The sequence below is a fragment of the Bacteroides sp. M10 genome (assembly GCF_014334015.1).
Classification (GTDB): Bacteria; Bacteroidota; Bacteroidia; order Bacteroidales; family Bacteroidaceae; genus Bacteroides; species Bacteroides intestinigallinarum.
The window spans coordinates 3083050-3109869 of sequence record NZ_CP060488.1; the positions used below are offsets into that span (position 1 = coordinate 3083050).

17 protein-coding genes are annotated in these 26820 nt (G+C 43.5%); 11 read left to right on the forward strand and 6 right to left on the reverse strand.

Annotated features, from left to right (window positions below; translation table 11 throughout):
* Positions 1-3: 3 nt before the first annotated feature.
* The 4 genes from H8796_RS10970 (at position 4) to H8796_RS10985 (ending at position 6385) form a co-directional block, all read left to right on the forward strand.
* The gene (locus tag H8796_RS10970; RefSeq protein WP_117934713.1) at positions 4-2160 is read left to right on the forward strand and encodes a GH92 family glycosyl hydrolase; all 2157 of its coding nucleotides are present in this window, start codon (positions 4-6) and stop codon (positions 2158-2160) included.
* A 41-nt stretch (positions 2161-2201) separates the two neighbouring features.
* Positions 2202-3335, forward strand: a complete 1134-nt coding sequence (locus H8796_RS10975) for a glycoside hydrolase family 130 protein (RefSeq protein WP_117934715.1) — start codon at positions 2202-2204, stop codon at positions 3333-3335.
* Positions 3336-3346: 11 nt separating this feature from the next.
* Positions 3347-4888 (forward strand): family 43 glycosylhydrolase, encoded by a 1542-nt coding sequence (locus H8796_RS10980; RefSeq protein ID WP_117934811.1) that lies wholly within the window; start codon positions 3347-3349, stop codon positions 4886-4888.
* A 114-nt stretch (positions 4889-5002) separates the two neighbouring features.
* A complete protein-coding gene (locus H8796_RS10985; protein WP_117934718.1) occupies positions 5003-6385 on the forward strand; it encodes an SGNH/GDSL hydrolase family protein in 1383 nt (460 codons plus the stop codon).
* Positions 6386-6644: 259 nt separating this feature from the next.
* On the opposite strand, the gene H8796_RS10990 is transcribed toward H8796_RS10985, so the two are convergent.
* The 3 genes from H8796_RS10990 to dxs form a co-directional block, all read right to left on the reverse strand.
* Positions 6645-8096 (reverse strand): TrkH family potassium uptake protein, encoded by a 1452-nt coding sequence (locus tag H8796_RS10990; RefSeq protein ID WP_117934721.1) that lies wholly within the window; start codon positions 8094-8096, stop codon positions 6645-6647.
* A gap of 99 nt (positions 8097-8195) precedes the next feature.
* Positions 8196-9536, reverse strand: a complete 1341-nt coding sequence (gene trkA, locus H8796_RS10995; RefSeq protein WP_009000401.1) for a Trk system potassium transporter TrkA — start codon at positions 9534-9536, stop codon at positions 8196-8198.
* Position 9537: 1 nt separating this feature from the next.
* A complete protein-coding gene (gene dxs / locus H8796_RS11000) occupies positions 9538-11442 on the reverse strand; it encodes a 1-deoxy-D-xylulose-5-phosphate synthase (RefSeq protein WP_117934724.1) in 1905 nt (634 codons plus the stop codon).
* Between the two features lie 167 nt (positions 11443-11609).
* Between dxs and H8796_RS11005 the strand changes: the two genes are divergently transcribed.
* The 5 genes from H8796_RS11005 (at position 11610) to H8796_RS11025 (ending at position 19807) form a co-directional block, all read left to right on the forward strand.
* A complete protein-coding gene (locus H8796_RS11005) occupies positions 11610-12629 on the forward strand; it encodes a GSCFA domain-containing protein (protein ID WP_233530353.1) in 1020 nt (339 codons plus the stop codon).
* Positions 12605-15145, forward strand: a complete 2541-nt coding sequence (locus H8796_RS11010; RefSeq protein WP_117934727.1) for a bifunctional UDP-N-acetylmuramoyl-tripeptide:D-alanyl-D-alanine ligase/alanine racemase — start codon at positions 12605-12607, stop codon at positions 15143-15145. Before H8796_RS11005 ends, H8796_RS11010 begins: the two co-directional genes overlap by 25 nt.
* 135 nt (positions 15146-15280) lie before the next feature.
* A complete protein-coding gene (locus H8796_RS11015) occupies positions 15281-15499 on the forward strand; it encodes a twin-arginine translocase TatA/TatE family subunit (RefSeq protein ID WP_117934729.1) in 219 nt (72 codons plus the stop codon).
* An 11-nt stretch (positions 15500-15510) separates the two neighbouring features.
* Positions 15511-16353, forward strand: coding sequence for a twin-arginine translocase subunit TatC (gene tatC / locus H8796_RS11020; RefSeq protein WP_187343971.1), 843 nt, complete (start codon positions 15511-15513; stop codon positions 16351-16353).
* On the forward strand, positions 16316-19807 hold the full coding sequence (locus tag H8796_RS11025) for an AAA domain-containing protein (RefSeq protein ID WP_117934730.1): 3492 nt from the start codon (positions 16316-16318) through the stop codon (positions 19805-19807). Before tatC ends, H8796_RS11025 begins: the two co-directional genes overlap by 38 nt.
* A gap of 395 nt (positions 19808-20202) precedes the next feature.
* Here H8796_RS11025 and H8796_RS11030 read toward each other — a convergent pair whose 3' ends face one another.
* The 3 genes from H8796_RS11030 to H8796_RS11040 form a co-directional block, all read right to left on the reverse strand.
* Positions 20203-21720 carry an MFS transporter gene (locus tag H8796_RS11030; protein WP_187343972.1) on the reverse strand — a complete coding sequence of 506 codons (1518 nt, stop codon included), beginning with the start codon at positions 21718-21720 and terminating at the stop codon, positions 20203-20205.
* 266 nt (positions 21721-21986) lie between these two features.
* Positions 21987-22907 (reverse strand): 5-dehydro-4-deoxy-D-glucuronate isomerase, encoded by a 921-nt coding sequence (gene kduI, locus H8796_RS11035; RefSeq protein ID WP_032853889.1) that lies wholly within the window; start codon positions 22905-22907, stop codon positions 21987-21989.
* Between the two features lie 24 nt (positions 22908-22931).
* A complete protein-coding gene (locus tag H8796_RS11040; RefSeq protein WP_009000412.1) occupies positions 22932-24338 on the reverse strand; it encodes a PTS galactitol transporter subunit IIC in 1407 nt (468 codons plus the stop codon).
* Positions 24339-24639: 301 nt separating this feature from the next.
* Here H8796_RS11040 and H8796_RS11045 point away from each other — a divergent pair, with 301 nt between their 5' ends.
* On the forward strand, positions 24640-25839 hold the full coding sequence (locus tag H8796_RS11045) for a glycoside hydrolase family 88 protein (protein WP_032853800.1): 1200 nt from the start codon (positions 24640-24642) through the stop codon (positions 25837-25839).
* Between the two features lie 9 nt (positions 25840-25848).
* Complete coding sequence (locus tag H8796_RS11050) at positions 25849-26820, forward strand: pectinesterase family protein (RefSeq protein WP_032853802.1); 972 nt, start codon at positions 25849-25851, stop codon at positions 26818-26820.

Here is a 26820-nt window from a genome sequence, read left to right on the forward strand (position 1 = left end):
AGTATGAAAAATAAAGTTTTAACAGGTTTATTATTGGTATTGATTGGAGGGTGGGGGAGCCTCCTGGCACAGAATGCCGGGAGCAATTATGCCCGTCAGGTGAATACACTGATAGGTACAAAAGGCGTTGGTCTGACTTCGGGATATCTTTATCCCGGAGCCACCTATCCTTATGGAATGGTGCAGTTCACCCCTTCTTACTTTTCCAAACGTTCCGGATTTGTCATCAACCAATTGAGTGGCGGCGGTTGCGAACACATGGGCAACTTCCCTACTTTTCCGGTAAAAGGCAAACTGAAGATGTCTCCGGACAACATTCTCAACTATCGTATCAATATCTCTGAAGAAAAAGGACACGCAGGTTATTATGAGGCAATGGTGCAGGAAGACATCAAAGCCAAACTGACTGTGACCGAAAGAACCGGTATGGCGAATTATGAATATCCGGCAGATCAACAATATGGTACGGTCATTATCGGTGGAGGTATCTCCGCCACTCCGATCGAGCAGGCAGCCGTTGTAATCACTGCACCGAATAAGTGTGAAGGATATGCAGAGGGTGGCAATTTCTGCGGTCTGCGTACACCGTATAAAGTCTATTTCGTTGCAGAATTTGATGCCGATGCCTTGGAATCGGGAACCTGGAAAAGAGATGAACTGAAACCGAACACCACTTTTGCCGAGGGAGAATATTCCGGAGTCTACTTTACTTTTGATGTAAGCAAGAAGAAAAATATCCAGTATAAGATTGGTGTTTCTTATGTTTCCGTAGAAAATGCACGTGAGAATCTGAAAGCAGAGAATACCGGATGGGACTTCTTACAGATTCAAAACCAGGCAGAATCCAAATGGAATGACTACTTGGGTAAAATCGAAGTAGAGGGCACTAATCCAGACCGGACCACTCAATTTTATACCCATTTGTATCGTTCGTTCATTCACCCGAATGTATGTAGTGATGTGAACGGAGAGTATATGGGAGCTGATTTCAAGGTGCATAAGTCCCGTTCTAAACATTACACCTCTTTCAGCAACTGGGATACCTATCGCACACAGATTCAATTATTGTCGATGCTCGATCCCGAAGTAGCTTCTGATATTGTGATTTCTCACCAACTGTTTGCTGAAGAAGCTGGCGGCGCTTATCCCCGTTGGGTCATGGCGAATATTGAAACCGGAGTGATGCAAGGAGATCCGACTCCTATCCTGATCTCTAATGCCTATGCTTTTGGTGCCCGTAATTATGATCCGAAGCCGATTTTCAAAATAATGAGAAAGGGAGCCGAAGAACCGGGAGCAATGTCGCAGAATGTGGAGGCGCGTCCGGGATTGAAACAGTATTTGGATAAAGGATACTATAATGCTTCCATTCAATTGGAATATACTTCTGCGGATTTTGCCATCGGACAGTTTGCATTGCACGCCGTAGGAGATGAATTTGCAAGTTGGCGTTATTTTCATTTTGCCCGTTCATGGAAGAATCTGTACAATCCGGAAACCGGCTGGTTGCAATCACGTAATCCGGATGGTTCGTGGAAACCTCTGACTGAAGACTTCCGTGAATCGACCTATAAGAATTATTTCTGGATGGTGCCTTACGATATTGCCGGTCTGATTGAAATAATCGGTGGAAAAGCCGCGGCAGAGAAACGTTTGGACGAATTCTTCACCCGTCTGGATGCCGGCTACAATGATGCCTGGTTTGCTTCCGGCAATGAACCGAGTTTCCATATCCCCTGGATATACAACTGGGTGGGAACTCCCTACAAAGCACAGGAAATTATCAACCGTGTATTGAATGAACAGTATTCAAGTAAAATTGACGGTCTGCCGGGTAATGATGATTTAGGTACGATGGGTGCTTGGTATGTGTTTGCCTGTATCGGTCTTTATCCCGAAATACCGGGAATAGGAGGCTTTACTGTAAATACACCAATCTTTTCATCGGTGAAAGTTCATCTGAAGAAAGGAGATATAGTGATAAAAGGCGGTTCGGAAAAGAATATCTATATCAAATCGATGAAGTTGAATGGCAAACCGTATGATAGTACATGGATAGACTGGGATCAACTTAATAATGGTGGGACTATTGATTTTGCTACCTCGGCCAAACCCGATGTAAAATGGGGAACTAAAGTGGTGCCTCCCTCTTTCCCTTAAAAAGAAAGTAAGTCGGTTAATAACTAATATCAAACGTAAGAATGAAAAGAAAACTACAGAACATAGCTTATCTACTGATGGCTGCCGCATTCGTTACTTCATGCGGCGAGAAGAAACAAACATCCGAATTTCCGGATTGGGCGTGGGCGGACTTCCAGCGTCCGGAAGGCGTTAATCCAATTATCTCACCTGATACTACTGCTATTTTCTATTGTCCGATGAGGCAGGATTCAGTGGCATGGGAGGCGAGCGATACATTCAATCCGGCTGCCACCGTTTATGATGGAAAAGTTGTAGTGCTCTATCGGGCTGAAGATAATTCGGCAACCGGTATCGGTTCACGTACTTCCCGTTTAGGATACGCTTCTTCCGACAACGGAATCCATTTCCAACGAATGACTGTTCCCGTATTTTATCCGGCAGACGATAGCCAGAAAGAACTCGAGAATCCGGGTGGTTGCGAAGACCCACGCGTTGCCGTAACAGAAGACGGACTCTATGTAATGCATTACACACAATGGAACCGTAAACAGGCACGTTTGGCAGTGGCCACTTCACGTGACCTCCAAACTTGGGAAAAACACGGACCTGCTTTTGCCAAAGCCTATAATGGAAGATTTCTGGATGAATTTTCAAAGTCTGCCTCTATCCTGACTAAATTAGTCGACGGCAAACAAGTGATCGCCCAAATAGATGGGAAATACTGGATGTATTGGGGAGAAAAGTTTGTCAATGTAGCTACCTCCACAGACCTCGTCAACTGGGAACCAATGTTGGATGAAAACGGCGAATTCCTGAAAGTCATGATACCCCGTCCGGGTAAATTCGACAGTGACCTGACCGAGTGTGGTCCTCCTGCTATCCTGACAGATAAAGGAATCCTGTTGTTTTATAACGGTAAAAATAAATCGGGTGCAGAGGGAGATACGCTTTATACAGCGAATTCTTATTGTGCCGGACAAGCTCTGTTTGATAGTAAAGACCCTGCCAAACTGATCGATCGTCTGGATAAACCGTTCTATACTCCCGAATCAGACTTTGAGAAAAGCGGACAATATCCTGCCGGAACGGTATTTATCGAGGGACTTGTATTCCACAACCAGAAGTGGTTCCTCTATTATGGCTGTGCTGATTCTCGCGTGGCAGTTGCCGTATACGATCCTCTCAAAAAATAAAGAAAATGTTCATGAAGAAGATCATAATCTTTCTGTTTGGTATTTGTCTTGCGCCACAACTTGTAGCGCAAGAACAACAGTACTTTATGAATCCGGTTATCCGGGGCGACATGCCCGATCCGTCCATGATCCGGATAGATGATACGTATTATGCCACAGGAACATCATCCGAGTGGGCTCCTTTCTACCCGGTATTCACATCCAAAGACATGGTCAACTGGAAACAGGTGGGGCATATCTTCTCCAAACAACCCTCCTGGACTTCAAACTCATTCTGGGCACCGGAGCTATATTATCACAATAATAAAGTCTATTGCTACTACACTGCCCGTCAGAAAAGTACCGGAATTTCTTATATCGGAGTAGCCACCTCGGATTCTCCTTTGCATGAATTTACCGATCATGGTCCGATCATAACGTATGGAACAGAGGCCATTGATGCATTTATCTATGATGACAATGGGCAATTGTATATTAGCTGGAAAGCGTATGGATTGGACAAACGTCCGATAGAACTGCTGGGAAGTAAACTCTCTGCCGACGGATTACGTTTGGAGGGCGAACCTTTTTCTCTGTTGGTAGATGAGGAAGAGATAGGCATGGAGGGGCAGTATCATTTCAAACAAGGCGATTATTATTACATCGTCTATTCGGCTCACGGTTGCTGTGGTCCCTCTAGTAACTACGACGTATATGTGGCACGTTCCAAAAACTTCTGTGGACCGTATGAAAAATATGCCGGAAATCCCATTTTGCATGGAGGTGAGGGTGATTATATTTCATGTGGTCATGGCACAGCGGTAAAAACTCCGGATGGAAGAATGTTTTATTTGTGTCATGCCTATTTAAAGGGAGAAAACTTCTATAACGGACGCCAACCTGTTCTACAGGAAATGGAGGTGACAGCAGATCATTGGGTGCGTTTTAAAACGGGTAATATTGCCGTCGCCAAGCAACCCATGCCTTTTAAAACAACCCGGCAGAAACCTCTTACAGACTTTGAAGATCGCTTTCAAGATAGTAAATTGAAAATTGACTGGACTTGGAATTATCCTTATTCGGATGTAAATATTGCATTAAAGAAAGGAAAACTTTCTCTGTCCGGCACTCCGAAAAAAGACAATAAACAGGGTACTGCATTATGCTTACGTCCACAATCTTCGCACTATAGTTGTGAAACCAAAGTGATTCGTGCGAATGAAAGTTTGCAGGGATTAACCTTGTATGGTGATGATAAGAATTTGGTAACTTGGGGAGTCAAAGGAAATAAATTGCAGTTGAAAATGCTGAAAGACAATTCAGAATCAATACTCCATGAATCCAGTCTCACTACTGATAAAGACATTTATCTGAAGATAGAGGTAGAACAGGGTTGTATTTTCAACTTCTACGAAAGTAAGGATGGAAAGACATGGAAATCTGTATTGGATACTTCCTTAAAAGGAGCCTTTTTGACTCGTTGGGACAGAGTGCAACGTCCGGGATTACTTCACTGCGGTGCTGAAGATGTGCCAGCGGAATTTGCTTATTTCAAAATGAGAAACTTGAAATAAATGAACTGAACAATGAATAAATGAACTGGATGATGAATAAGCGAATTAATCGGATAAAGACAGATAAAACAATGTATATCAACTTATAGTATTTGTAAAAAAAGATATTAAGACATGAAAAAGTTTTTTGTATTGATTGCGGCAGTTTGTATGACATATACTACTGCCTTTGCTCAAACAGTGAAGCCTTTTAAAGAGGGTGAAAGAGCAGTATTTTTAGGAAACAGTATCACGGATGGCGGTCATTACCATTCGTATATCTGGTTGTATTATATGACTCGTTTTCCGAATATGCCTCTCCGCATATTGAATGGTGGTATTGGCGGAGATACGGCATACGATATGAACAAACGCTTGGATGGAGATATTTTCCCTATGAAACCCTCTGTATTGATGGTTACTTTTGGTATGAATGACTCCGGATATTTTGAATATAACGGGGATAATCCCAAAGAATTCGGCGAACAGAAATATCAGGAAAGTATCAAGAATTACCAGCAAATGGAGAAGCGTTTCAAAGATCTTCCTGATACCCGTATTGTGATGGTCGGAACTTCCCCTTATGATGAAACCGTGCAATTGAAAGAGAATGTACCGTTCAAAACAAAGAACGAAACTATCAAACGTATCGTTGAATATCAGAAAGAATCTGCAGCTAAGAACAATTGGGAATTTACGGATTTGAATGCTCCTATGGTTGCTTTGAATCAACAAAACCAACAGAAAGATCCGGCATTTACTCTTTGTGGCAGCGACCGTATTCATCCGGATAATGACGGACACATGGTGATGGCTTACCTTTTCCTGAAAGCACAAGGATTTGTGGGTAAAGAAGTAGCAGAAATGGAGATTAATGCTAATAAGAAACAGGCAGTTAAAGCAGAGAATTGTACAATCTCAAATATCAAGAAGAACGGAAAAGATTTGAGCTTTGACTATCTGGCAGAAGCTCTTCCTTATCCTTTGGATACTATCGCTCGTGGATGGGGACAAAAAAAGGGGCAGGCAGAAGCTACGAAAGTCATTCCTTTTATGGATGAAATGAATCGTGAAGTTCTGAAAGTAACAGGTCTGAAAGGTGATTATAAATTGTTGATCGATGAGGAAGAAATCGGAATATGGAGTGGAGATGACTTGGCAAAGGGTATTAATCTGGCTGCCGAATCCAAGACTCCTCAATATCAACAGGCATTAGCTGTGATGCATCTGAATGAATATAGATGGGAGATTGAGAGAAGTTTCAGAGATTATGCATGGACTCAATTTGGTTTCTTTCAACAAAAAGGATTGCTTTTTGCCAATGACAGACAAGCTATCAAGGTTATGGATGAAAATCTTGAGAAGAATGGATGGCTGAAAGGACATCGGGATGGTTATACCAGAATGATGTCTGATGCTGTACGTGAGGCTCGTGAACAGGAAATGGATGTTCTTATCAATAAGATTTATGAGGTTAATAAACCTGTAGTGAGAAAGATTCTGCTAAGAAAGATTTAAAACAAAAGCAATGATGCTAATGACTGTAATCATTATCAGGGAACAGCGATTATCATCAGGTTATTCGGATAACCATTAGCAGGGAAGTACACAGGGAATAGTTGAGAAATATAAGTTGATAAGTTGTTGTTAGGTAATGGCTTATAATAAGGTAATGCCTTTTAATAGTTTGATAATGCTCATATTTGCTCTTTCTTATCTCCGGATGCAGCTAGTTATCTTCCTATTTTCTAACGAAAGCTGCCTCTCTTCCTCTTCTTTAACTCTTCTTCCAGAAATCGGAAGTGAAAAGCAATAATACTGTAAACAATTCCAAGCGTCCCAAGAGCATTAAAAAAGAAAGCAGCCATTTGGCAGCATCGGGCAATGCACTCCATGAGAAAGCCGGACCACATGTGCCGAGGCCTGGTCCCATATTACCTATGCTTGAGATTACGGTTCCTATTGATTCCAGAAAACCGACTCCTAAGCCCATCATGACAAGCACGCTGATGATAACAATAACTACATACAAAAAGGTGAAAGCCAATACAGTAGACTGAATGGAAGGGGAAATAACTTGCTTATTTACCCGCACCGGGAGTATGGCGTTAGGGTGAAGAATATGTTTGAATTCATTTTTCACTACTTGAAACAGAATAACCATACGAATACACTTGATACCTCCTGTTGTACTGCCGGCACAAGCTCCTATAATCATCACAATGATGAGGCAGCCCCAGAGGATAGAAGGCCAGAGCATATAGTCAGCTGTGACGAATCCCGTAGAAGTTTGCAATGAAATCACTTGGAAAAGCGATTTCCGGAATGCCTCCTCTACTCCCATAGAAGAAGTCTGATGGAGCCAGATAGCAATGAATAGAGTGAAGAATGAAACACAAATAAAGTAGAACTTCAGTTCCGCATCATGTAGGAACTTCTTAATCTTCCCATTAAACATCAACAGCAGCAATGTGAAGTTAATTCCTGAAAGGAACATGAAAATGGAAATTACATAGTCTATATAAGGTGAATGGTAATATTCAATGCTGGCCTGTTTAGTAGAGAACCCACCGGTACTGGTCGTTGCAAAAGCATGACATATACTATCGAATATACTCATGCCACCACCTATTAATAAAATAATCAGTGTTCCCGTCATTCCGGCATAAATACCCCAAATCCATTTAGCAGTGATGCCAATGCGGGGATGCACTTTATCATGAGTAGGTCCGCTGGCTTCTGCTGCGAACACCTGAATTCCGCCCACACCAAAAATCGGCAGAACAGCAATGGTGAAGAATACAATACCCAAACCACCTATCCATTGCGTCATAGCCCGCCAGAAAAGTATTCCGTGGGGCATCGACTCTATATTATTCAGAATAGTGGCACCTGTACTGCTAAATCCGGACATCGTTTCAAAAAATGCATCCGCAACATTGGGAATATATCCTCCTATATAATAAGGTAACATTCCGAAAAGGGAAAAGGTAACCCATGCTGCGCTGACGATGACATATCCATCGCGGCGATTCAGGGATTTCACTGCGTCTTTCCCGATGGCAAGCAGCAGAAAGCCAATACAGGCTGTGACAGCAGATGAAATCAGGAAACTCTGCAAGTCATTCTCTTTATAAAAAAGAGAGACCGCTCCACAACATAACAGCATCGCTGTTTCTATCAGAAGCAGAAAGCCCAGAATCCGGAATATCATCTTTGAATTAATCATAAACTAGTATTAAGTATTAGGTATTAAGTATCAGGTATTAAGTATTAGTCGGTGAAAATGGGTTGCTACGGTTAATACTTAATACCTGATACTTAATACTTAATTAAAGAACTTCTCAATCTTTTTAATCATCATACTCAGACAGAATACGACTACATGGTCGCCGGGACGGATTTGTGTATCACCCGTCACCAAGATACCTTCTCCGTTGCGGATCATTCCTCCGATGGTAGTACCCTTCGGGAGTCCCAGGTCTTTAATCAGGTGTTTGGTGATTTTAGCACCTTCCGGTACAGTGAATTCAGCAACGTCCGCATTGGCAAAAGTAAGACATTTCACATTAGACACGTCGGCATCCAACATCATTTGGTAGATATGGCTGGCAGCGATCATTTTTTTATTGATAACAGTACCGATGTCAAGACTTTCCGCCATACCGATATAGTCGATATTCTCAACTTCTGCCACTGTCTTTTCCACTCCCATACGTTTAGCGGCGAGACAGGCTAGAATATTTGTTTCCGAGTTACCGGTCAGAGCAACAAATGCTTCGGTATTCTTTAGTCCCTCTTCGATGAGCAAATCCATGTCGCGACCATCTCCGTTGATAATCATTGTCTTATCATCCAGTAACTCTGTCAGGCGGTTACAACGGTTCAGGTCATTATCCACTATTTTCACCTGCATATAATCCGGTACATATTGTGCGGTACGGACTGCGATACGGCTTCCCCCCATAATCATCACGTTGCGTACGTCGGCATAATCTTCCTTGCCGGCTATCTTACGAATATACGGAATATACTTGCGGGTAGTGGTGAAATAAACAATATCATGCAATTTAACGACATCGTCTCCACGGGGAATAATCGTTTCCGTTCCGCGTTTGATGGCTACTACGTGATAAGGTATGTTAGGACCGCCTAGCTGATGCAGCGGTATATTCAGGATTTCAGCCTTTTCACGCATCTTCGTACCAATCAGAACCAGAGAACCTCCACAAAACTCCCACCACTGGCGTACCCAGCTCATACGCATGGAAGATACGATTTCTTTCGCAGCCAGCATTTCCGGGTAAATCAGAGAATCGACTCCCAGCTTCTGGAAAAACTCTTTATTTTTGGGCAGAAGATATTCGTAATTGTCGATACGTGCCACTGTCTTTTTAGCTCCCAGATTGGTAGCCAGCATACAGGCAGTCATGTTACGGCTTTCGTCCGGTGTGACTGCGATAAACAGGTCGGCTTCTTTGACGCCCACTTCTTTCAATCCGGAGATGGAAGAAGGAGAAGCGGCAACAGTCAGCAAGTCAAAATTGGCACTAAGAGCACTTAGTTTCTCTTCGTCATCATCCATCAAGATGATATCTTGCTTCTCGCGCGATAACAGCTTGGCCAAATGGGTGCCTACGTTGCCGGCACCGGCAATAATAATCTTCATGTCAATTGATAAATTCTTTTATTTTAGTCAGAATCCCTTCTTCATCCATGCCGCACAGTTGATACAGTTCGGCAACTGATCCATGCTCTACAAATAGGTTGGGGATACCGATACGCTTCACGCTTGGTTTGTATTCGTTGTCTGCCATAAATTCAAGGATAGCACTACCCATCCCGCCTTTGATAATCCCGTCTTCGATAGTCAGGACACGTTGGAATTTACGTCCTACCTCATGTAACAGCTCTTCGTCCAGCGGTTTCAGGAAACGCAAATCGTAATGGGCGATCGACAGACCGAAATCAGCTTCTGCCCGGGAAATGGCACGGGCAGCTATGTTTCCTATCGGTCCGATAGTGATAACCGCAAGGTCGTTGCCCTCTTTCAGTTTTCGTCCTTTTCCCACCGGAATCTCTTCCAATGGACACTTCCAGTCTACTAATACACCGCGTCCGCGAGGGTAACGGATCACGAATGGCCCCTTGTCCGGCAATTGTGCCGTATACATCAGGCGACGTAATTCATGTTCGTCCATGGGCGAACTGATCGTCAGATTGGGGATTGGACGCAAACATGCCATATCAAAAGCTCCGTGATGAGTGGGACCGTCTTCGCCAACCAGTCCGGCGCGGTCGAGGCACAAAACAACAGGGAGATTCTGAATCGCTACGTCATGAATGATATTATCATGCGCGCGTTGCATAAAAGAAGAATAGATATTGCAGAATGGTTGCAGTCCGTCTTTTGCCATCCCACCGGAGAAAGTAACCGCATGTCCTTCGGCAATGCCTACATCAAACGCGCGTTTGGGCATTTTCTCCATCAGTATGTTCATTGAACAGCCGCTAGGCATGGCAGGAGTGACACCGACAATCTTCGGATTGGCTTCGGCAAGCTCTACCAATGTATTTCCGAATACATCCTGGAAAAGCGGAGGCATTCCTTCAGTGTTGGCAATGAAACGTTCGCCGGTGACCGGATCGAATTTGCCGGGAGCATGCCATTCGGTAGCGTGCTTCTCTGCCGGCCCGAATCCTTTTCCTTTGATAGTATGCAGATGCAGGATTTTAGGTCCTTGCATATCTTTGATGTCACGCAATACTCTTGCTAGATTCTTTACATCGTGTCCGTCTATCGGACCGAAGTAACGGATATTCATCCCTTCGAAAATATTCTGTTGCTGTGCAGCCATTGATTTCAGGCTGTTCCCGAAACGTATGAGCGCTTTGCGACGTTCTTCGTTTAGGATGCCGAGCTTGAACAACATGCGCGAGAGCTTGAAACGTAGCTGATTATAGCGGTTGGAAGTTGTCAGGTTGACGAGATACTGCTTCATACCTCCTACACTCCGGTCAATGGCCATGTCATTGTCATTCAGGATAATGAGCAGGTTGTTCGATGTGGCAGATGCATTGTTCAGCCCTTCAAAAGCCAGTCCGCCACTCATGGAACCGTCGCCGATGATGGCTACTACATGGCGTTTGGCATCTCCTTTTCTGGCGGCTGCGACAGCCATACCGAGAGCTGCAGAAATAGAATTGGAAGCATGTCCGCACGTGAAAGTATCATATTCGCTTTCTTCCGGAGACGGGAAAGGACGGATTCCTCCGAGTTTCCTGTTCGTAGAAAAGGCTTCACGGCGTCCTGTCAGTATTTTGTGGCCGTATGCCTGATGTCCCACGTCCCATACAATACGGTCATAAGGTGTATTGTAGACGTAGTGTAAAGCTACGGTCAGCTCCACTGTTCCCAGACTGGCAGCAAAATGCCCCGGGTTGCAGCAGAGTTCTTTAATAATGTCTTGCCTTAATTCACTACATACCTCCGGCAGTTGCTCTACGTCTAGTCTTCGCAGGTCGTCAGGATAATTGATAGTGTTTAGCAAGTTATATATCGGTTCATTCTTCATGATTCGAGGAAATTTAGTGCAAAAATACGAAAAGAAAGTATATTCGCCCCCCTTTTTTTTATAAAATCTTATTCGGCATAGGGACGTATCTGTTTTTCCATACTCCCTAAGATTATTGAATCGTGAGGAAAAAGAGGTAGGAAATTGTTTTTTGATTACTTTTGCACATGAAACGTAATGAAATGATGGAAAATCGTATGAACTTTCAAACATCTGTAGAATTGCCTGCCGGGATGCCACCTGTCAGTCATGCAGATCGTATTCTTCTGATGGGCTCCTGTTTTGCAGAAAATATCGGGAGACAATTAATGGACGCTGGGTTTCAGCTGGATCTGAATCCTTTTGGTATTCTTTATAATCCTTTGTCCGTCTCATCCGCTTTGAGAGAGATTATGGGAAATAAAGAATATACCAGCCAGGATTTGTTTGCCTACAAAGACTTATGGCATAGTCCGATGCATCACGGCTCTTTTTCAGCTTTTACGCCCGAAGAAACGTTGAATGCCATAAATGCCCGTCTTCATCACGCCCATCAAAGACTGCCGGAGTTGAACTGGCTAATGGTAACTTTGGGCACCGCTTATGTTTATAAACAAAAAGAGAGTGGGCAAGTGGTAGCCAACTGCCATCAACTGCCGGAAAACCATTTCTTACGTTACCGGCTTACTGTTGAAGAAATTGTAGAAGATTATACAGCGCTCATCACCGGAATGGCAGCCTGCAATCCGGAATTAAAATGGCTGTTTACAGTCAGCCCGATCCGTCATATACGCGACGGAATGCACGCCAATCAATTAAGTAAATCTACGTTGTTACTGGCCATCGACCGGTTGCAGCAATTGTTCCCGGAACGAGTGTTCTACTTCCCCTCTTATGAAATCATATTAGACGAATTGCGTGATTATCGCTTCTATGCTGACGATATGCTGCATCCGTCTCCTCTGGCGATTCGTTACCTGTGGGAACGCTTCTCCGAAACCTTCTTTTCCGCTGAAACAAAGCAGGTTATCATGGCAGTGCAGGACATCCGCCGGGACTTGGCACATAAACCCTTTCACCCCGAGTCAGAGGCGTATCAACGCTTTTTAGGACAAATAGTGTTAAAAATAGAACGACTTATCGGAAAATACCCGTACTTAGATTTTCAAAAAGAAACAGAACTATGTCATATGCGATTGAATCCATAGCCAAAAGTATCGGTGCCCGCCGTATGGGCAAACATAAAGCGACTATTGATTGGCTGTTAACAGACAGCCGCTCTTTGAGTTTTCCGGAAGAAACTCTCTTTTTTGCTTTAACTACCAAACGAAATAGCGGAGTCCGTTATATTCCCGAATTATACGACCGGGGCGTACGCAATTTTGTAATAACAGAAGAAGACTTTAAATTAATTGAGAATGGAGAATTGAAAATGGAGAAATCTGGGCAGGATGATGATGCGCAGCCAATTCTCAATTCTCAACTCTCAACTCTCAATTTCCTTATCGTTCCCAATCCTCTGAAGGCTTTGCAGAAGCTTGCCGAAGCGCATCGTGATAAATTTAAAATCCCTGTGATAGGTATCACCGGAAGCAATGGAAAAACCATTGTGAAAGAGTGGTTGCACCAGTTACTTAGTCCGGATCGTTGTATCGTCCGTTCTCCGCGTAGCTATAATTCGCAGATCGGAGTTCCTCTTTCTGTATGGCAACTTTCAGAAGAAGCAGAACTGGGCATCTTCGAAGCCGGCATCTCCGAAATGGGAGAGATGGGAGCCTTGAAACGAATGATAAAGCCTACCATTGGTATTCTGACCAATATCGGCGGTGCCCATCAGGAAAATTTCTTCTCATTGCAAGAGAAATGCATGGAGAAGCTGACGCTTTTCAAAGACTGCGATGTAGTGATTTACAACGGCGATAACGAATTAATCAGTAATTGTGTCGCAAAATCAATGCTGACTGCACGTGAAATAGCCTGGAGCCGTAGGGATATTGAACGTCCGTTGTATATCAGCCGTGTAATCAAGAAAGAAGATCATACTGTTATATCCTATCGTTATCTGGAAATGGATAATACATTCTGTATTCCTTTCATCGATGACGCTTCCATTGAAAATGTGCTGAATTGCCTGGCAGCTTGTCTTTACCTGATGACACCTGCCGACCAGATCACCGAACGGATGGCCCGTCTCGAACCGATTGCCATGCGTCTGGAAGTGAAAGAAGGAAAGAATAACTGCGTATTGATTAATGATAGTTATAATTCAGACCTGGCATCATTGGATATTGCACTCGACTTTCTGGTACGTCGTTCGGAAAAGAAAGGCTTGAAGCGGACACTGATTCTGTCGGATATACTGGAAACCGGACAAAGTACCGCTACGCTCTACCGGCGTGTAGCACAGTTGGTGCAGAGTAAAGGAATAAATAAACTGATTGGTGTAGGGCAGGAAATATCCTCCTGTTCCGCTCGTTTTGATGACGATCTCGAACGCTACTTCTTTCCTAACACAGAAGCACTTCTTACGTCCGGCATACTCAAATCACTTCATTCGGAAGTAATTCTGGTAAAAGGTTCGCGCGTGTTCAACTTTGATTTGGTATCCGAAGAACTTGAATTGAAGGTACATGAAACCATTCTTGAAGTAAACCTCGGAGCGATGATCGCCAATCTGAACCATTACCGTTCCATGCTTCGCCATCCGGAAACAAAGGTGATCTGTATGGTGAAAGCATCCGCTTACGGAGCCGGTTCGTACGAAATAGCCAAGAGCTTGCAGGAACACCATGTCGATTATCTGGCCGTAGCCGTGGCTGACGAAGGTTCCGAACTTCGCAAAGCAGGTATTACCGCCTCTATTATAATCATGGATCCGGAGCTTACGGCATTTAAAACCATGTTCGATTATAAGCTGGAACCGGAAGTCTATAATTTCCATCTGCTCGATGCGCTCATCAAAGCGGCAGAAAAAGAAGGAATCACCAACTTCCCGATTCATGTGAAACTGGATACAGGTATGCACCGTTTGGGCTTTGCGGTAGAAGATATACCATTGCTCATTCGTCGTCTGAAGAATCAGAGTGCGGTGATCCCCCGTTCGGTATTCTCTCATTTTGTAGGAAGTGATTCGCCGCAGTTCGACGCTTTCACCCGTGGACAGATTGAATTGTTCGAGAAAGGTTCGCAGGAATTGCAGGCCGCTTTCTCTCACAAGATTCTCCGTCACATCTGCAATACGGCAGGAATCGAACGTTTCCCCGATGCACAGTTTGATATGGTACGTTTGGGAATCGGACTTTATGGAGTTAGCCCGATAGACAATTCGATTATACATAATGTGAGTACGCTCAAAACTACCATTCTTCAAATTCGGGATGTTCCCCAGGAAGATACGGTGGGATATAGCCGGATGGGACATCTGGTACGCCCTTCGCGTATTGCAGCTATTCCTATCGGCTATGCGGATGGATTAAACCGTCATTTGGGACGCGGCAATGCCTATTGCCTGGTGAACGGAAAGAAAGCTCCTTATGTGGGTAATATTTGCATGGATGTGTGTATGATAGATGTAACGGACATTGACTGTCGGGAAGGCGATCAGGCCATCATTTTCGGTGATGATCTTCCGATTACGGTTTTGTCCGATACGCTGGATACAATCCCTTACGAAGTGTTGACAAGTATATCGACACGAGTGAAGCGGGTATATTATCAGGATTAATTCACTCCGGAGTGGCATGGAGCCTCACAGAGCAAACGAAATAAAAATAAAAAACTCTGCGGAACTCTGCGTTACTCTGTGGTGAAAGTATTATATTTGCAGCAACTATTAAAAACCTCTTTATCAAATAAACTTATGACAAACTTATTATTGTTAGGCTTTTTGCCTAGTGGGTCCGAATGGATTATTATCGCTTTGGTTATCCTTCTTCTTTTTGGTGGAAAGAAAATACCTGAACTGATGCGCGGCTTAGGCAAAGGCGTGAAGAGCTTCAAAGACGGTGTGAACGAAGCAAAAGATGAAATAAACAAGGCAAAAGAAGATCTGGATAAACCTGCCGACACAGGTAAGTAAAGCAAGTACGGATGGCAGAAATGACCTTTTGGGATCATTTGGATGAACTGCGTAAGGTACTTTTTCGGGTGATCGGAATTTGGTTTGTATTGGCGATAGGCTACTTCATTGCTATGCCCTATCTTTTCGATCATGTGATACTGGCACCTTGCCACAATGATTTCATATTCTACGATTTATTACGGCATATCGGGAAGACATTTGATTTGACCGATGATTTTTTTACGCAAAAATTTTACGTGAAGCTAGTCAATATTAACTTGGCTGCTCCATTCTTTATTCACATGTCGACAGCTTTTTGGATGTCGGTTGTGACAGCTATGCCTTATCTCTTCTTTGAAATATGGCGTTTCATCAATCCCGCTCTTTATCCGAATGAGAGAAAAGGAGTACGTAAAGCATTGACTATCGGAACAGTGATGTTCTTCATCGGTGTCCTGTTAGGTTACTTTATGGTATATCCATTGACGCTCCGTTTCCTGTCTACCTATCAGTTGAGCTCGGAAGTGGAGAACATCTTGTCGCTCAATTCCTATATAGATAATTTTATGATGCTGGTTCTCTGCATGGGATTGGCTTTTGAACTTCCATTGGTTACATGGCTACTTTCTTTACTGGGAGTAGTGAACAAGTCTTTCTTGCGGAAATACCGCCGTCATGCGGTGGTTGTCATCGTGATAGCAGCTGCTATTATTACTCCGACAGGCGACCCCTTCACATTGAGTGTCGTAGCTATTCCACTTTATCTGTTGTACGAGATGAGTATTTTGATGATAAAAGACAAGAAGAAAACCGAAGAGGAAGAGGAAGTAGAAGATGAAGCTGGAGATGAAGTTGCCCTGTCCGAAGAGTGAAGCGATAGAATCTTATGAAATCCTTTTAGCAGTTTGCCGGGCAGAAGATGCCTATCTTGCCGTAGGATATAAGCAAATGCGCGACTTGCTGGAACGCATTTGTCGCGCGCAAATGCAAAACGAAAGTTTACAGATGACCGACCTTTCCGCACGAATTAGTTTTGTGTCGGCTAAGGTGGGGCTTTCTGTTGCAGAGCAGAACCGGCTGCATACCTTCCGGTTAACTTCAAATGCTATCCTGAACCGTCAACAAGAGCCCAACCGGGAACAACTCTTGCGGGATGCGAAAACCCTGGCTTTCTTTATCCGTAAACTTTTGGATGAAGATATTCCTCTGGAACTATATCGACTACTTCCGCGTGCGGATGCTACCTATTGGGTTGCGCCTCCTGCCCGCGAACGGGTACAGCGGATGCGTGTCTGTTTCCAGTATGCCGATGAACAATATCTGTATGTGACTCCCTTGGATGAAGTTTCGGAGCAACCATATCTTGTCCGTTATAATGTTCCCCAAATCAATGAAGAGTTTGCAGAAACGTGCAAGCAGTTTTGGCGTCATGCGCAAGTCAACTTATTGGATGTAGCCATCGATGAAGCAGGAATCCTGACCCCTTCTTTTATCGTACTCGAACCGGATTACTTGCTCGACATCAGTTCCCTTGCCGAATGTTTCCGTGACTACGGACATCATCCGGCCAACTATTTTCTTTCTCGTCTTCAACCGATCGAAAATGCCCGTCCTTTATTACTAGGAAATATAGCCAACCTTTTTCTGGACGAATGGATTCATGCAAAGAGCGAAGAGATAGACTATCGTACCTGTATGCAGAAAGCCTTCCGGCGTTATCCTATTGAACTGGCTGCCTGCTCTGATTTGCGAGACAAGGAGAAAGAACGACAATTCTTTGAAGACTGCAAATTGCACTTCGATCATATTCGTGAAACAGTAAATGACACCTTTCATGCAGCCGGCTATGAGCTTGACAAAACAGATGCCGTGCTCGAACCATCTTATATTTGCGAGGCACTCGGACTTCAGGGACGTCTTGACTATATGCAGCGGGATATGTCTTCTTTCATCGAAATGAAATCCGGTAAAGCGGACGAGTATGCTATCCGGGGCAAGGTAGAACCGAAAGAGAATAATAAGGTACAGATGTTGCTTTATCAGGCGGTATTGCAATATTCGATGGGAATGGATCACCGGAAAGTGAAAGCCTATTTGCTTTATACCCGCTATCCGCTTCTTTACCCTTCCCGTCCTTCATGGGCGATGGTACGCCGGGTAATTGATTTGCGTAACCGGATTGTAGCTGATGAATATGGCATCCAATTACGAAACAGCCTGGAGTATACGTCACAAAAACTGGAAGAAATCAATGCTTCCACCTTGAATGAACGAGGATTGAAAGGGCGTTTCTGGGAAACATGCCTGCGTCCTTCTATTGATAACTTTCAATCGAAACTGAAAGCTCTTTCCGCATTGGAAAAGAATTACTTCTATGCGGTGTACAACTTCATAACAAAGGAACTTTATACCTCAAAATCCGGTGACGTGGATTATGAGGGACGTACAGGAGCAGCTTCTTTGTGGCTCTCTACATTGGCGGAGAAATGTGAGGCCGGAGAAATCATTTATGATCTGAAAATAAAGGAGAATCATGCTGCTGATGAACATAAAGCCGGACTTACTTTTACTTTCTTTCAAAGGGAAAAGGTTGGGGATGCTTTGGGAAATAAGATAACCGTAGATAAAACTACCAGAAATAACATTACTGAAAATGAAACCTCTGAAAGTAAGACTATCAGTAGTGAAGCTCTTGAAACTGAAACTTTTCTCCCTAATTTCCGTCAAGGAGACGCCATTATCCTTTATGAGCGGAATTGCGATACAGATAATGTCACCAATAAAATGGTTTTCAAAGGTAATATTGAGTACCTGACGGAAAACGAAATAGGTATTCGCTTGCGTTCTACCCAGCAGAATCCATCCGTACTTCCTGCCGAAAGTCTCTATGCGATAGAACATGACACGATGGATACGACATTCCGTTCCATGTATCAGGGCTTGTATACCTATCTTTCTGCTACACAGGAGCGCCGGGACTTGTTGTTATCACAGCGTCCTCCGAGGTTTGATGAATCATTGGATTCTCTCATTTCCTGTTCGAAGGATGATTTTACACGAGTTGCCCTGAAAGCAAAAGCCGCGCAGGATTATTTCCTTCTTATCGGACCTCCGGGAACGGGAAAGACTTCGTGTGCCTTGAAGAAAATGGTAGAAACCTTTCATGCAGACAAGGATGCACAGATTCTTTTGCTTTCCTATACCAACCGGGCGGTTGATGAGATATGCAAGTCGTTGGCTTCCATTGCTCCGGCAGTTGATTTTATCCGGGTAGGAAATGAATTATCTTGCGATGAAGCCTATCGGGAGCATCTGATTGAAAATGAGTTATCTTCTTGCAACCGTCGTTCAGAGGTCTACGAGCGTATCCGGAATTGCCGGATTATCGTTGGAACCGTAGCGGCTATTTCCGGTAAACCGGAACTGTTTCGTCTGAAACATTTTGATGTGGCTATCATTGATGAGGCTACTCAAATATTGGAGCCGCAGTTACTGGGTATTCTCTGTGCTCGTGGAGAAGACGGGAAAAATGCAATTGATAAGTTTGTATTGATCGGAGATCATAAGCAACTGCCTGCTGTTGTGCAGCAAAACGCGGAACAGGCGGCAATCTATGATGAATCATTACTGTCTATCGGATTGAGCAATCTGAAAGATTCTTTGTTCGAACGTCTTTACCGGAACTGTACGGCAGCCTGTTCATCGTCCGCTATTCATCGTTCCTATGATATGCTTTGTCGTCAGGGACGTATGCATCCGGAGGTTGCCTTATTCGCCAATCGTGCTTTTTACGGAGGTCGTCTGATTCCTGTCGGACTACCTCATCAAATAGAAGACTCGGACACGATCTGCCGTTTAGCCTTTTATCCGTCTGTGCCGGAGAAAGCAGGCGCATCTGCCAAAATCAACTATTCGGAAGCACGTATCGTTGCAGATTTAGCCGTTCGCATTTATGAACACCATCAGTCGGATTTTGACGAATCCCGTACTTTAGGAATCATTACTCCTTACCGAAGTCAGATAGCATTGATTAAAAAAGAAATAGAATCAGTTGGTATTCCGGCTCTGAATCGCATTCTGGTTGACACCGTGGAACGGTTCCAGGGAAGCGAGCGTGATGTAATAATCTATTCCTTCTGTGTCAACTACCCTTATCAATTAAAATTTCTATCCAATCTGACGGAAGAAGAGGGTGTTTTGATTGACCGGAAACTGAATGTTGCCTTGACCCGTGCAAGGAAACAGATGTTCATCACAGGAGTTCCCGAACTTCTGGAACGTAATCCACTCTACAAAAGTTTATTAAAATTAATAGAAGGCTTCTGAAAAATTGCATCATTTTTGCAGATGTTAGTTTTTATTCTCTCTTTATGCAATTCATTAACACCTCTATATTGAACAAACGCCTATATTTGCAACACGTTTTTTTCATAGAGATTTAGATTTAAGGTTAGAAGAATTGTGGAAGTCGTGAGACTTCCCTTTTTTTCATCTTAACGTTTACTATACTTCATTATAGGAATGCAAAAACACTGTTTTGAGTGTTGCGTTTAAATATTTTGCAGGAGGATGATGCAGGATAAGTAAACCTAAAAAGCCTTCTTCGTGAGAAGAGGCTTTTTTATTTTTTCATTTTTTTGAATAATTGGTTAAAAAACAAAAGAGTAATCCGGCGACGGATTACTCTTTTGTTTTTATTGATAGTATCTATTGAAATGGAATTAATCCAATACGATAGGTTTGTATTTCGGAACTAATGCTTTCATGATGATCCAGCCAATCAGATAAGCTACTGCACATACGCAGAAGATAATGAAATATCCGGCCGGTTTACCCTCAAAGCCCATGAATGTCATGGCAGGGTGTACAAATTGCGCTCCCTGTTCCAGCAACTCTTTCGTCATTTCCACTTCTTTGCCGTCAACCATCGTTGTTCCGGAAGCATATACGAATAAGTTACCTGCCACTTTCTGAAGAATCATAGAGCCGAAACCACCCGCCATACCACCGATACCAGTAATACTTGCGATAGCAGTTCTTGGGAACATATCACCAACAGTAGAGAAGATGTTAGCCGACCAGGACTGGTGAGCAGCCCCACCGATACCGATCAAAATAACCGGGAACCATGGAGAAACTGTACCTAACGGCTGTGCCAACAATACAACCAATGGGAAGAAGGCGAAGATCAACATCGCTTTCATACGGGCTGCATACGGATTCATACCCGTTTTGTTGATAAAGATAGTAGGCAGTTTACCACCGTAGATAGACAACATCGTTACTGCATAAAGCGTAAAGATCAATGCCATACCTAGCGGATCGGAAGTTTTGATACCGAATTGAGTATTCAGGTAAGACGGAGTCCAGAAAAGGAAGAACCACCATACACCGTCAGTGGTGAACTTACCAAAGATGAAAGCCCATGTCTGCTTGTAGCTGAAACATTGCCAGAATTTCATTCTCTTTTCATCCTTCTCGTCTGCCATCGGAGCACTACCTGCTTCGCGCTGGTCTTGTTCGATATAGTCAAGCTCTGCCTGGTTAACGTGTTTGCTTTTTGACGGAGCATCGTACATGAATACCCAGAATCCCATCCAGATGAAACCAAGTCCACCAATTACGATAAATGCCATTTCCCAACCGAACATTTTTGCCAGGATAGGAATGGTAAGAGGAGCGATTAATGCACCGATAGAAGCACCGGCGTTGAAGATAGAAGTGGCGTAAGCACGGTCCTTTTTAGGGAAATACTCTGCAGTTACTTTAATTGCAGCGGGGAAGTTACCGGCTTCTCCTAAAGCGAGGATACAGCGGGCAGCGAGGAAGCAGTACATACTGACAGTAGCAATGGTCACTACCACATCTCCTGTGGCTCCTGCCAGTTCTGCTGCGCTATGCAGACCTACCTGTGCTTCTGTGATAACACCACAAACGGCATGCAGACAGGCACCTGCCGACCATACACCGATGGCCCATAAAAATCCTTTTTTAGTTCCCATCCAATCGACAAAGCGACCGGCAAACAGCATACATATAGCGTATACAATCGAGAAAACAGAAGTAATAGTACCGTAGTGAGATTCGTCCCAGTGGAATTCCGGTTTGATAAATTCATCCCACGTCAATGAGAGAACCTGACGGTCGAGATAGTTAACTGTAGTAGCAAAAAATAGCATAGCACAGATGGTCCATCTGTAGTTTGTCATCTTTTCGCCTGTTTTTTGAAATGCATTCATGATAATGGATTTAAATAGATTTTGTTTCGTTGACAAAGGTCGGTATTTCGACTGAATTTTATTTGTAAAAATTGGTCAAAATCATGTATTATTCGTTGCATTATATATGGATTTTGTTACATCTTATATATAATAGGTAACGAGGTGTTTGTTCTTTGGGGGAAGAATATGTAAAATCCGGAAAACTTCATCCCTTTCTCCCGTAAGAGAAAAGAATGAAGTTTTTCGGATCATTGATTATATATATGAGTAGGAATACGCAACGGTTAGCGCATTTCTGTATATTTGATCTTGTCCATGTCTCCGTAGTCGAGGTTTTCACCTGCCATACCCCAGATAAACATGTAGTTGCTTGTTCCGGCAGCAGCGTGGATAGACCATTCCGGTGCCATGATAGCCTGTTCGTTCTGCATCCATACGATACGTTCTTCCTGAGGTTCGCCCATGAAGTGGCAGATCGAATTGCCTGTCGGTACATTGAAGTAGAAGTATGCTTCTACACGGCGAGTGTGAGTGTGTGCAGGCATGGTATTCCATACGCTACCCGGTTTCAACTCTGTCAATCCCATCTGTAATTGGCAAGGACCTTCTTCAAGTACATTGTTTACAATCAACTGGTTGATAACGCGGTCGTTGCTTTCTTCCATCTTTCCGGCAGGGAATGAATTAGCTTTCAGCGAGCCTTTGCGTCCGTCGATAGTAATCAATTGAGTTTTGTATTCTTTGTGAGCAGTAGCCGAGTTGATGTAGAACTTGGCAGGATTGCTGGAATCTTTGCTCTTGAAAGTCACTTTCTGCTTGCCTCTACCTACATACAAAGCATCTTTGAATTTTAGCACGTATTCTTTACCGTCTACGGTTACGATACCTTCGCCACCCACATTGATGACACCCAGTTCGCGACGTTCGAGGAAGAATTTAGCTTTCAGTGGGTCGATTGTTTCAAGTACCAGTTCTTTAGTTGCAGGTACTGCGCCACCGAAGATCAGACGGTCGTACATTGAATAAGTGACGTTGATTTCGTTTGGAACCATCACTTTTTCCATCAGGAAGCTACTACGCAAGCGGTTAGTATCATACGTTTTCACGTCTTGCGGATTGCAAGCCACTTGCATCTTGTAATTCACCTGGGCAGAAGCAGACATCGCTGCGATACCCAACATCATTGCAATTGCTAATTTTTTCATCATCTTTTCTTTATAGTATTTATATTATTCTTTATTATTCATTGCTGCATTTTTTGCGTCATTCCGGGTCATGCGGATACGGTTGTAGATAGCCATTCCGAGTGCCAGTGCCACAAGGATGGCAGGACCGATAATTTTCAGACTGTAAGTCAGGTGGAAGATACCCCAGCAGAAGAGGCTGGAAGCGAAGTCGAGTGCTCCACCTTCAAAACCGGCGGGGATATTTACTGTCGGGTCGCCTGTTGCAGCATATACATCTTTAGCAGCCATTGTGAAGAAGCCTGCCAGTTCGGTTACGAAATACAGACCTACGATCAAAGCTACCAGACCGATAATGAATGATTTCACTACGTTACCTTTTGTAATAGGCAGAATCATCGGGAACAGATAGAACATACCTGCCAGAGAGGCCAAAGGTAAGAAACGGTTGCCCGGAAGGATAACAGCCAGGAAGATCGTTACAGGGATCAAAAGCAGGGATACCACCAACGTAGTCGGGTGACCGATAACCAATGCAGGGCTCATACCGATGCTCAAACCGGTGTTATTCTTATATTTTTTAGCGATCAACTCACGGGTAGCGTCAGAAATCGGTTTCAAACCTTCGATGAAAAGGCTGGTGATACGTGGAATCAATTCCATCACCGCACCCATCTTGATACCTAATCCTAAAATGCCCGGAATACCATCCAATACTTCTTTCCAGCTGGCACAACCCAATGCTCCGATACCGCAACCAATGACGATACCCAGGAACAACGGTTCACCCATCAACCCGAATTTCTTTTTCATACCTTCGGAGTCGATATTCAGTTTGTCGAATCCCGGAATTTTATCAAGTAGTTTATTGATTACAATAGCAAACGGAACAAAACTTTGGCAGAAGGGTTGTGGAATAGAGATACCCTCCATTTTATCATAGAACTTTTGAAAAGCGGGAGCAGTCATATCCGCCATTACCAGTGTAATGATGTAGCAGATGATTGCTGCGAAGAATCCCCAGAAGATATTGTCGGAAGCAAAATAAACGATCGCTCCGATAAAGGCGAAATGCCAGTAGTTCCAAAGGTCGATGTTGACAGTGCGGGTTGTTTTGGTAAGCAACATCAGCAAGTTAACGCCCAGACAAACCGGGATAATAAAAGCACCGACAGAGGTGTTGTAGGCAACTGCTGCTGCAGAAGGCCATCCCATGTCGAAAATTCCCAGTTCCAATCCGTAGATTTCTACCATTTTACTTAATGCAGGGCCCAGGCTGCTGGTAAGCAACGCTGTCACTACCGATAAACCAACGAAACCGACACCTACCAATAAACCGCTTTTCAGCGCTTTAGAGAATTTAATACCGATACATACTCCTAAGATTGTGAAAATGACCGGCATCATCACTGCCGCTCCAAGACCGATAATGTACTTGAATACTTCTTCCATTCTGTTCTATTTTTTCTCTGTTTTAATGATAAATTTCCAGTGTTTCCCCAGAGGGTATTAGTTGTAAACCGTGCCAAAAGTAAGACCTTTTTTGCTTTCTTCCAAAACGAAACTCTTAATTTATTAGATATTGCATCAAAAATGGACATTTTTGACGTTTGCGTGCACAAAATTAGTCGTTTCCGTGCACGAAAAACAAAAAATGCACCTACTTGACTAAAAATTCCTACCAGGTTTGGAGGAAAAGCACTACTTTCGTAGCGTGAAAAAAGACTATGTTGAATCCTTAAAATAACAAACCATGAGACAAACTCCTTTTTATAATTTTTTTATATTGGCTTTATTGGTTACAATGACCGTTTCGGTATCAGCGCAGCAGGTCGACAGTAAGTTGCCCTGGTCTGTACGATTGACTGAATCGGAAATGATCCGTTACCCGCAATCCTGGCAGCTCGATTTTCAACCGAAATTGAAGTGGGACTATTGCCACGGACTTGAATTGGGAGCCATGCTCGATGTTTACGATACTTATGGCGACAAGAAAATTCGCGATTACGCCATCGCATACGCAGATACAATGGTGCACGACGACGGAAGCATTACAGCTTATAAACTAACTGATTATAGTCTCGACCGTATCAACTCCGGAAAAATTCTTTTCCGTATCTATGAGCAAACGAAGAATCCTAAATATAAAAAAGCGCTCGATCTGCTTTATAGCCAGTTTGAAGGACAGCCGCGCAATGAAGACGGTGGTTTCTGGCACAAAAAGATTTATCCTCATCAGATGTGGTTGGACGGGATTTACATGGGAGCTCCTTTTTATGCTGAATATGCTTTCCGTAATAATCTTCCGCAGGATTATGCAGATGTAATCAACCAATTTATCACCTGTGCGCGCCATACGTATGACCCTAAGAACGGTCTTTATCGCCATGCGTGTGATGTAAGTCGTACCGAACGTTGGGCAGATCCGGTGACCGGACAGTCGAAACATACTTGGGGACGTGCTATGGGATGGTATGCGATGGCATTGGTAGATGCACTTGAATTTATTCCGCTGCATGAAGCCGGAAGAGATTCCCTGCTGGATATCCTGAATAATGTGGCTGTGCAGGTGAAGAAACTTCAAGACCCGAAGACAGGAGGATGGTATCAGGTAATGGATAGGAGTGGGGACAAGGGAAATTATGTGGAATCTTCCTGCTCTGCTATGTTTATTTATTCGCTCTTTAAGGCAGTCCGTCTGGGATATATTGATAAATCTTATTTGGATGTAGCGCTGAAAGGTTATAAGGGATTTCTCGATAATTTTATCGAAGTGGACAAAAACGGATTGGTAACTATCACCAAAGCTTGTGCAGTGGCAGGATTGGGAGGAAAGGTGTACCGTTCCGGTGATTATGATTATTATATAAATGAAACTATCCGCAATAATGATCCTAAAGCCGTAGGACCTTTTATTATGGCTAGCTTGGAATATGAACGTTTACAAAAGTAATTTCCAGCGATGAAAAGGACTATTTTGAAAGGAATGATGTGTTTGCTTCTGCTTGGTGTGGGAGCAACATCTGTTTATTCACAGCAACAGCAACGCAAAGACACAATCATTGTGACACGTGACGGGACGGGAGACTATCGTAATATTCAGGAAGCAGTGGAAGCTGTCCGCGCTTTTATGGATTATACGGTAACTATATTTATCAAGAATGGTGTCTATAAAGAAAAACTGGTCATCCCTTCCTGGGTAAAGAATGTTCAACTGGTGGGCGAAAGTGCAGAGAAAACGATTATCACTTATGACGATCATGCCAACATCAATAAGATGGGGACATTTCGTACCTATACAGTAAAAGTAGAGGGAAATGACATTACTTTTAAGGATCTGACGATTGAGAATAATGCGGCTCCATTGGGACAGGCGGTAGCCCTTCATACCGAAGGTGACAGACTCATGTTTGTCAACTGCCGTTTCCTGGGAAATCAGGATACTATTTATACGGGTTCTGAAGGAACACGGCTCTTATTTACCAATTGTTATATCGAGGGGACTACTGATTTTATTTTTGGTCCCTCCACTGCTCTATTCGAGTATTGTGAGCTTCATAGCAAACGTGATTCATATATCACGGCCGCTTCAACCCCACAAAGTGAAGAATTCGGATATGTCTTCAAGAACTGCAAGTTGACAGCTGCTCCGGACGTGAAAAAAGTATATCTGGGTCGTCCGTGGCGTCCTTATGCCGCAACGGTCTTTATTAATTGTGAGTTTGGTAATCACATCCGCCCCGAAGGATGGCACAACTGGAAGAATCCGGAGAACGAAAAAACAGCTCGTTATGCCGAATTTGGAAATACCGGTGCAGGTGCTGATACGACAGGACGTGTAACGTGGGCCAAACAACTGACGAAGAAGGAAGTAGCGAAGTATACTCCGGAAAACATCTTTAAAGAAAGTAGTAACTGGTATCCTTATAAATGA

Coding starts and splice junctions, on each gene's coding strand:
- H8796_RS10970 (WP_117934713.1), top strand. CDS start 4: ATGAAAAATAAAGTTTTAACAGGTTTATTATTGGTATTGATTGGAGGG.
- H8796_RS10975 (WP_117934715.1), top strand. CDS start 2,202: ATGAAAAGAAAACTACAGAACATAGCTTATCTACTGATGGCTGCCGCA.
- H8796_RS10980 (WP_117934811.1), top strand. CDS start 3,347: ATGAAGAAGATCATAATCTTTCTGTTTGGTATTTGTCTTGCGCCACAA.
- H8796_RS10985 (WP_117934718.1), top strand. CDS start 5,003: ATGAAAAAGTTTTTTGTATTGATTGCGGCAGTTTGTATGACATATACT.
- H8796_RS10990 (WP_117934721.1), bottom strand. CDS start 8,096: ATGATTAATTCAAAGATGATATTCCGGATTCTGGGCTTTCTGCTTCTG.
- trkA (WP_009000401.1), bottom strand. CDS start 9,536: ATGAAGATTATTATTGCCGGTGCCGGCAACGTAGGCACCCATTTGGCC.
- dxs (WP_117934724.1), bottom strand. CDS start 11,442: ATGAAGAATGAACCGATATATAACTTGCTAAACACTATCAATTATCCT.
- H8796_RS11005 (WP_233530353.1), top strand. CDS start 11,610: ATGAAACGTAATGAAATGATGGAAAATCGTATGAACTTTCAAACATCT.
- H8796_RS11010 (WP_117934727.1), top strand. CDS start 12,605: ATGTCATATGCGATTGAATCCATAGCCAAAAGTATCGGTGCCCGCCGT.
- H8796_RS11015 (WP_117934729.1), top strand. CDS start 15,281: ATGACAAACTTATTATTGTTAGGCTTTTTGCCTAGTGGGTCCGAATGG.
- tatC (WP_187343971.1), top strand. CDS start 15,511: ATGGCAGAAATGACCTTTTGGGATCATTTGGATGAACTGCGTAAGGTA.
- H8796_RS11025 (WP_117934730.1), top strand. CDS start 16,316: ATGAAGCTGGAGATGAAGTTGCCCTGTCCGAAGAGTGAAGCGATAGAA.
- H8796_RS11030 (WP_187343972.1), bottom strand. CDS start 21,720: ATGAATGCATTTCAAAAAACAGGCGAAAAGATGACAAACTACAGATGG.
- kduI (WP_032853889.1), bottom strand. CDS start 22,907: ATGAAAAAATTAGCAATTGCAATGATGTTGGGTATCGCAGCGATGTCT.
- H8796_RS11040 (WP_009000412.1), bottom strand. CDS start 24,338: ATGGAAGAAGTATTCAAGTACATTATCGGTCTTGGAGCGGCAGTGATG.
- H8796_RS11045 (WP_032853800.1), top strand. CDS start 24,640: ATGAGACAAACTCCTTTTTATAATTTTTTTATATTGGCTTTATTGGTT.
- H8796_RS11050 (WP_032853802.1), top strand. CDS start 25,849: ATGAAAAGGACTATTTTGAAAGGAATGATGTGTTTGCTTCTGCTTGGT.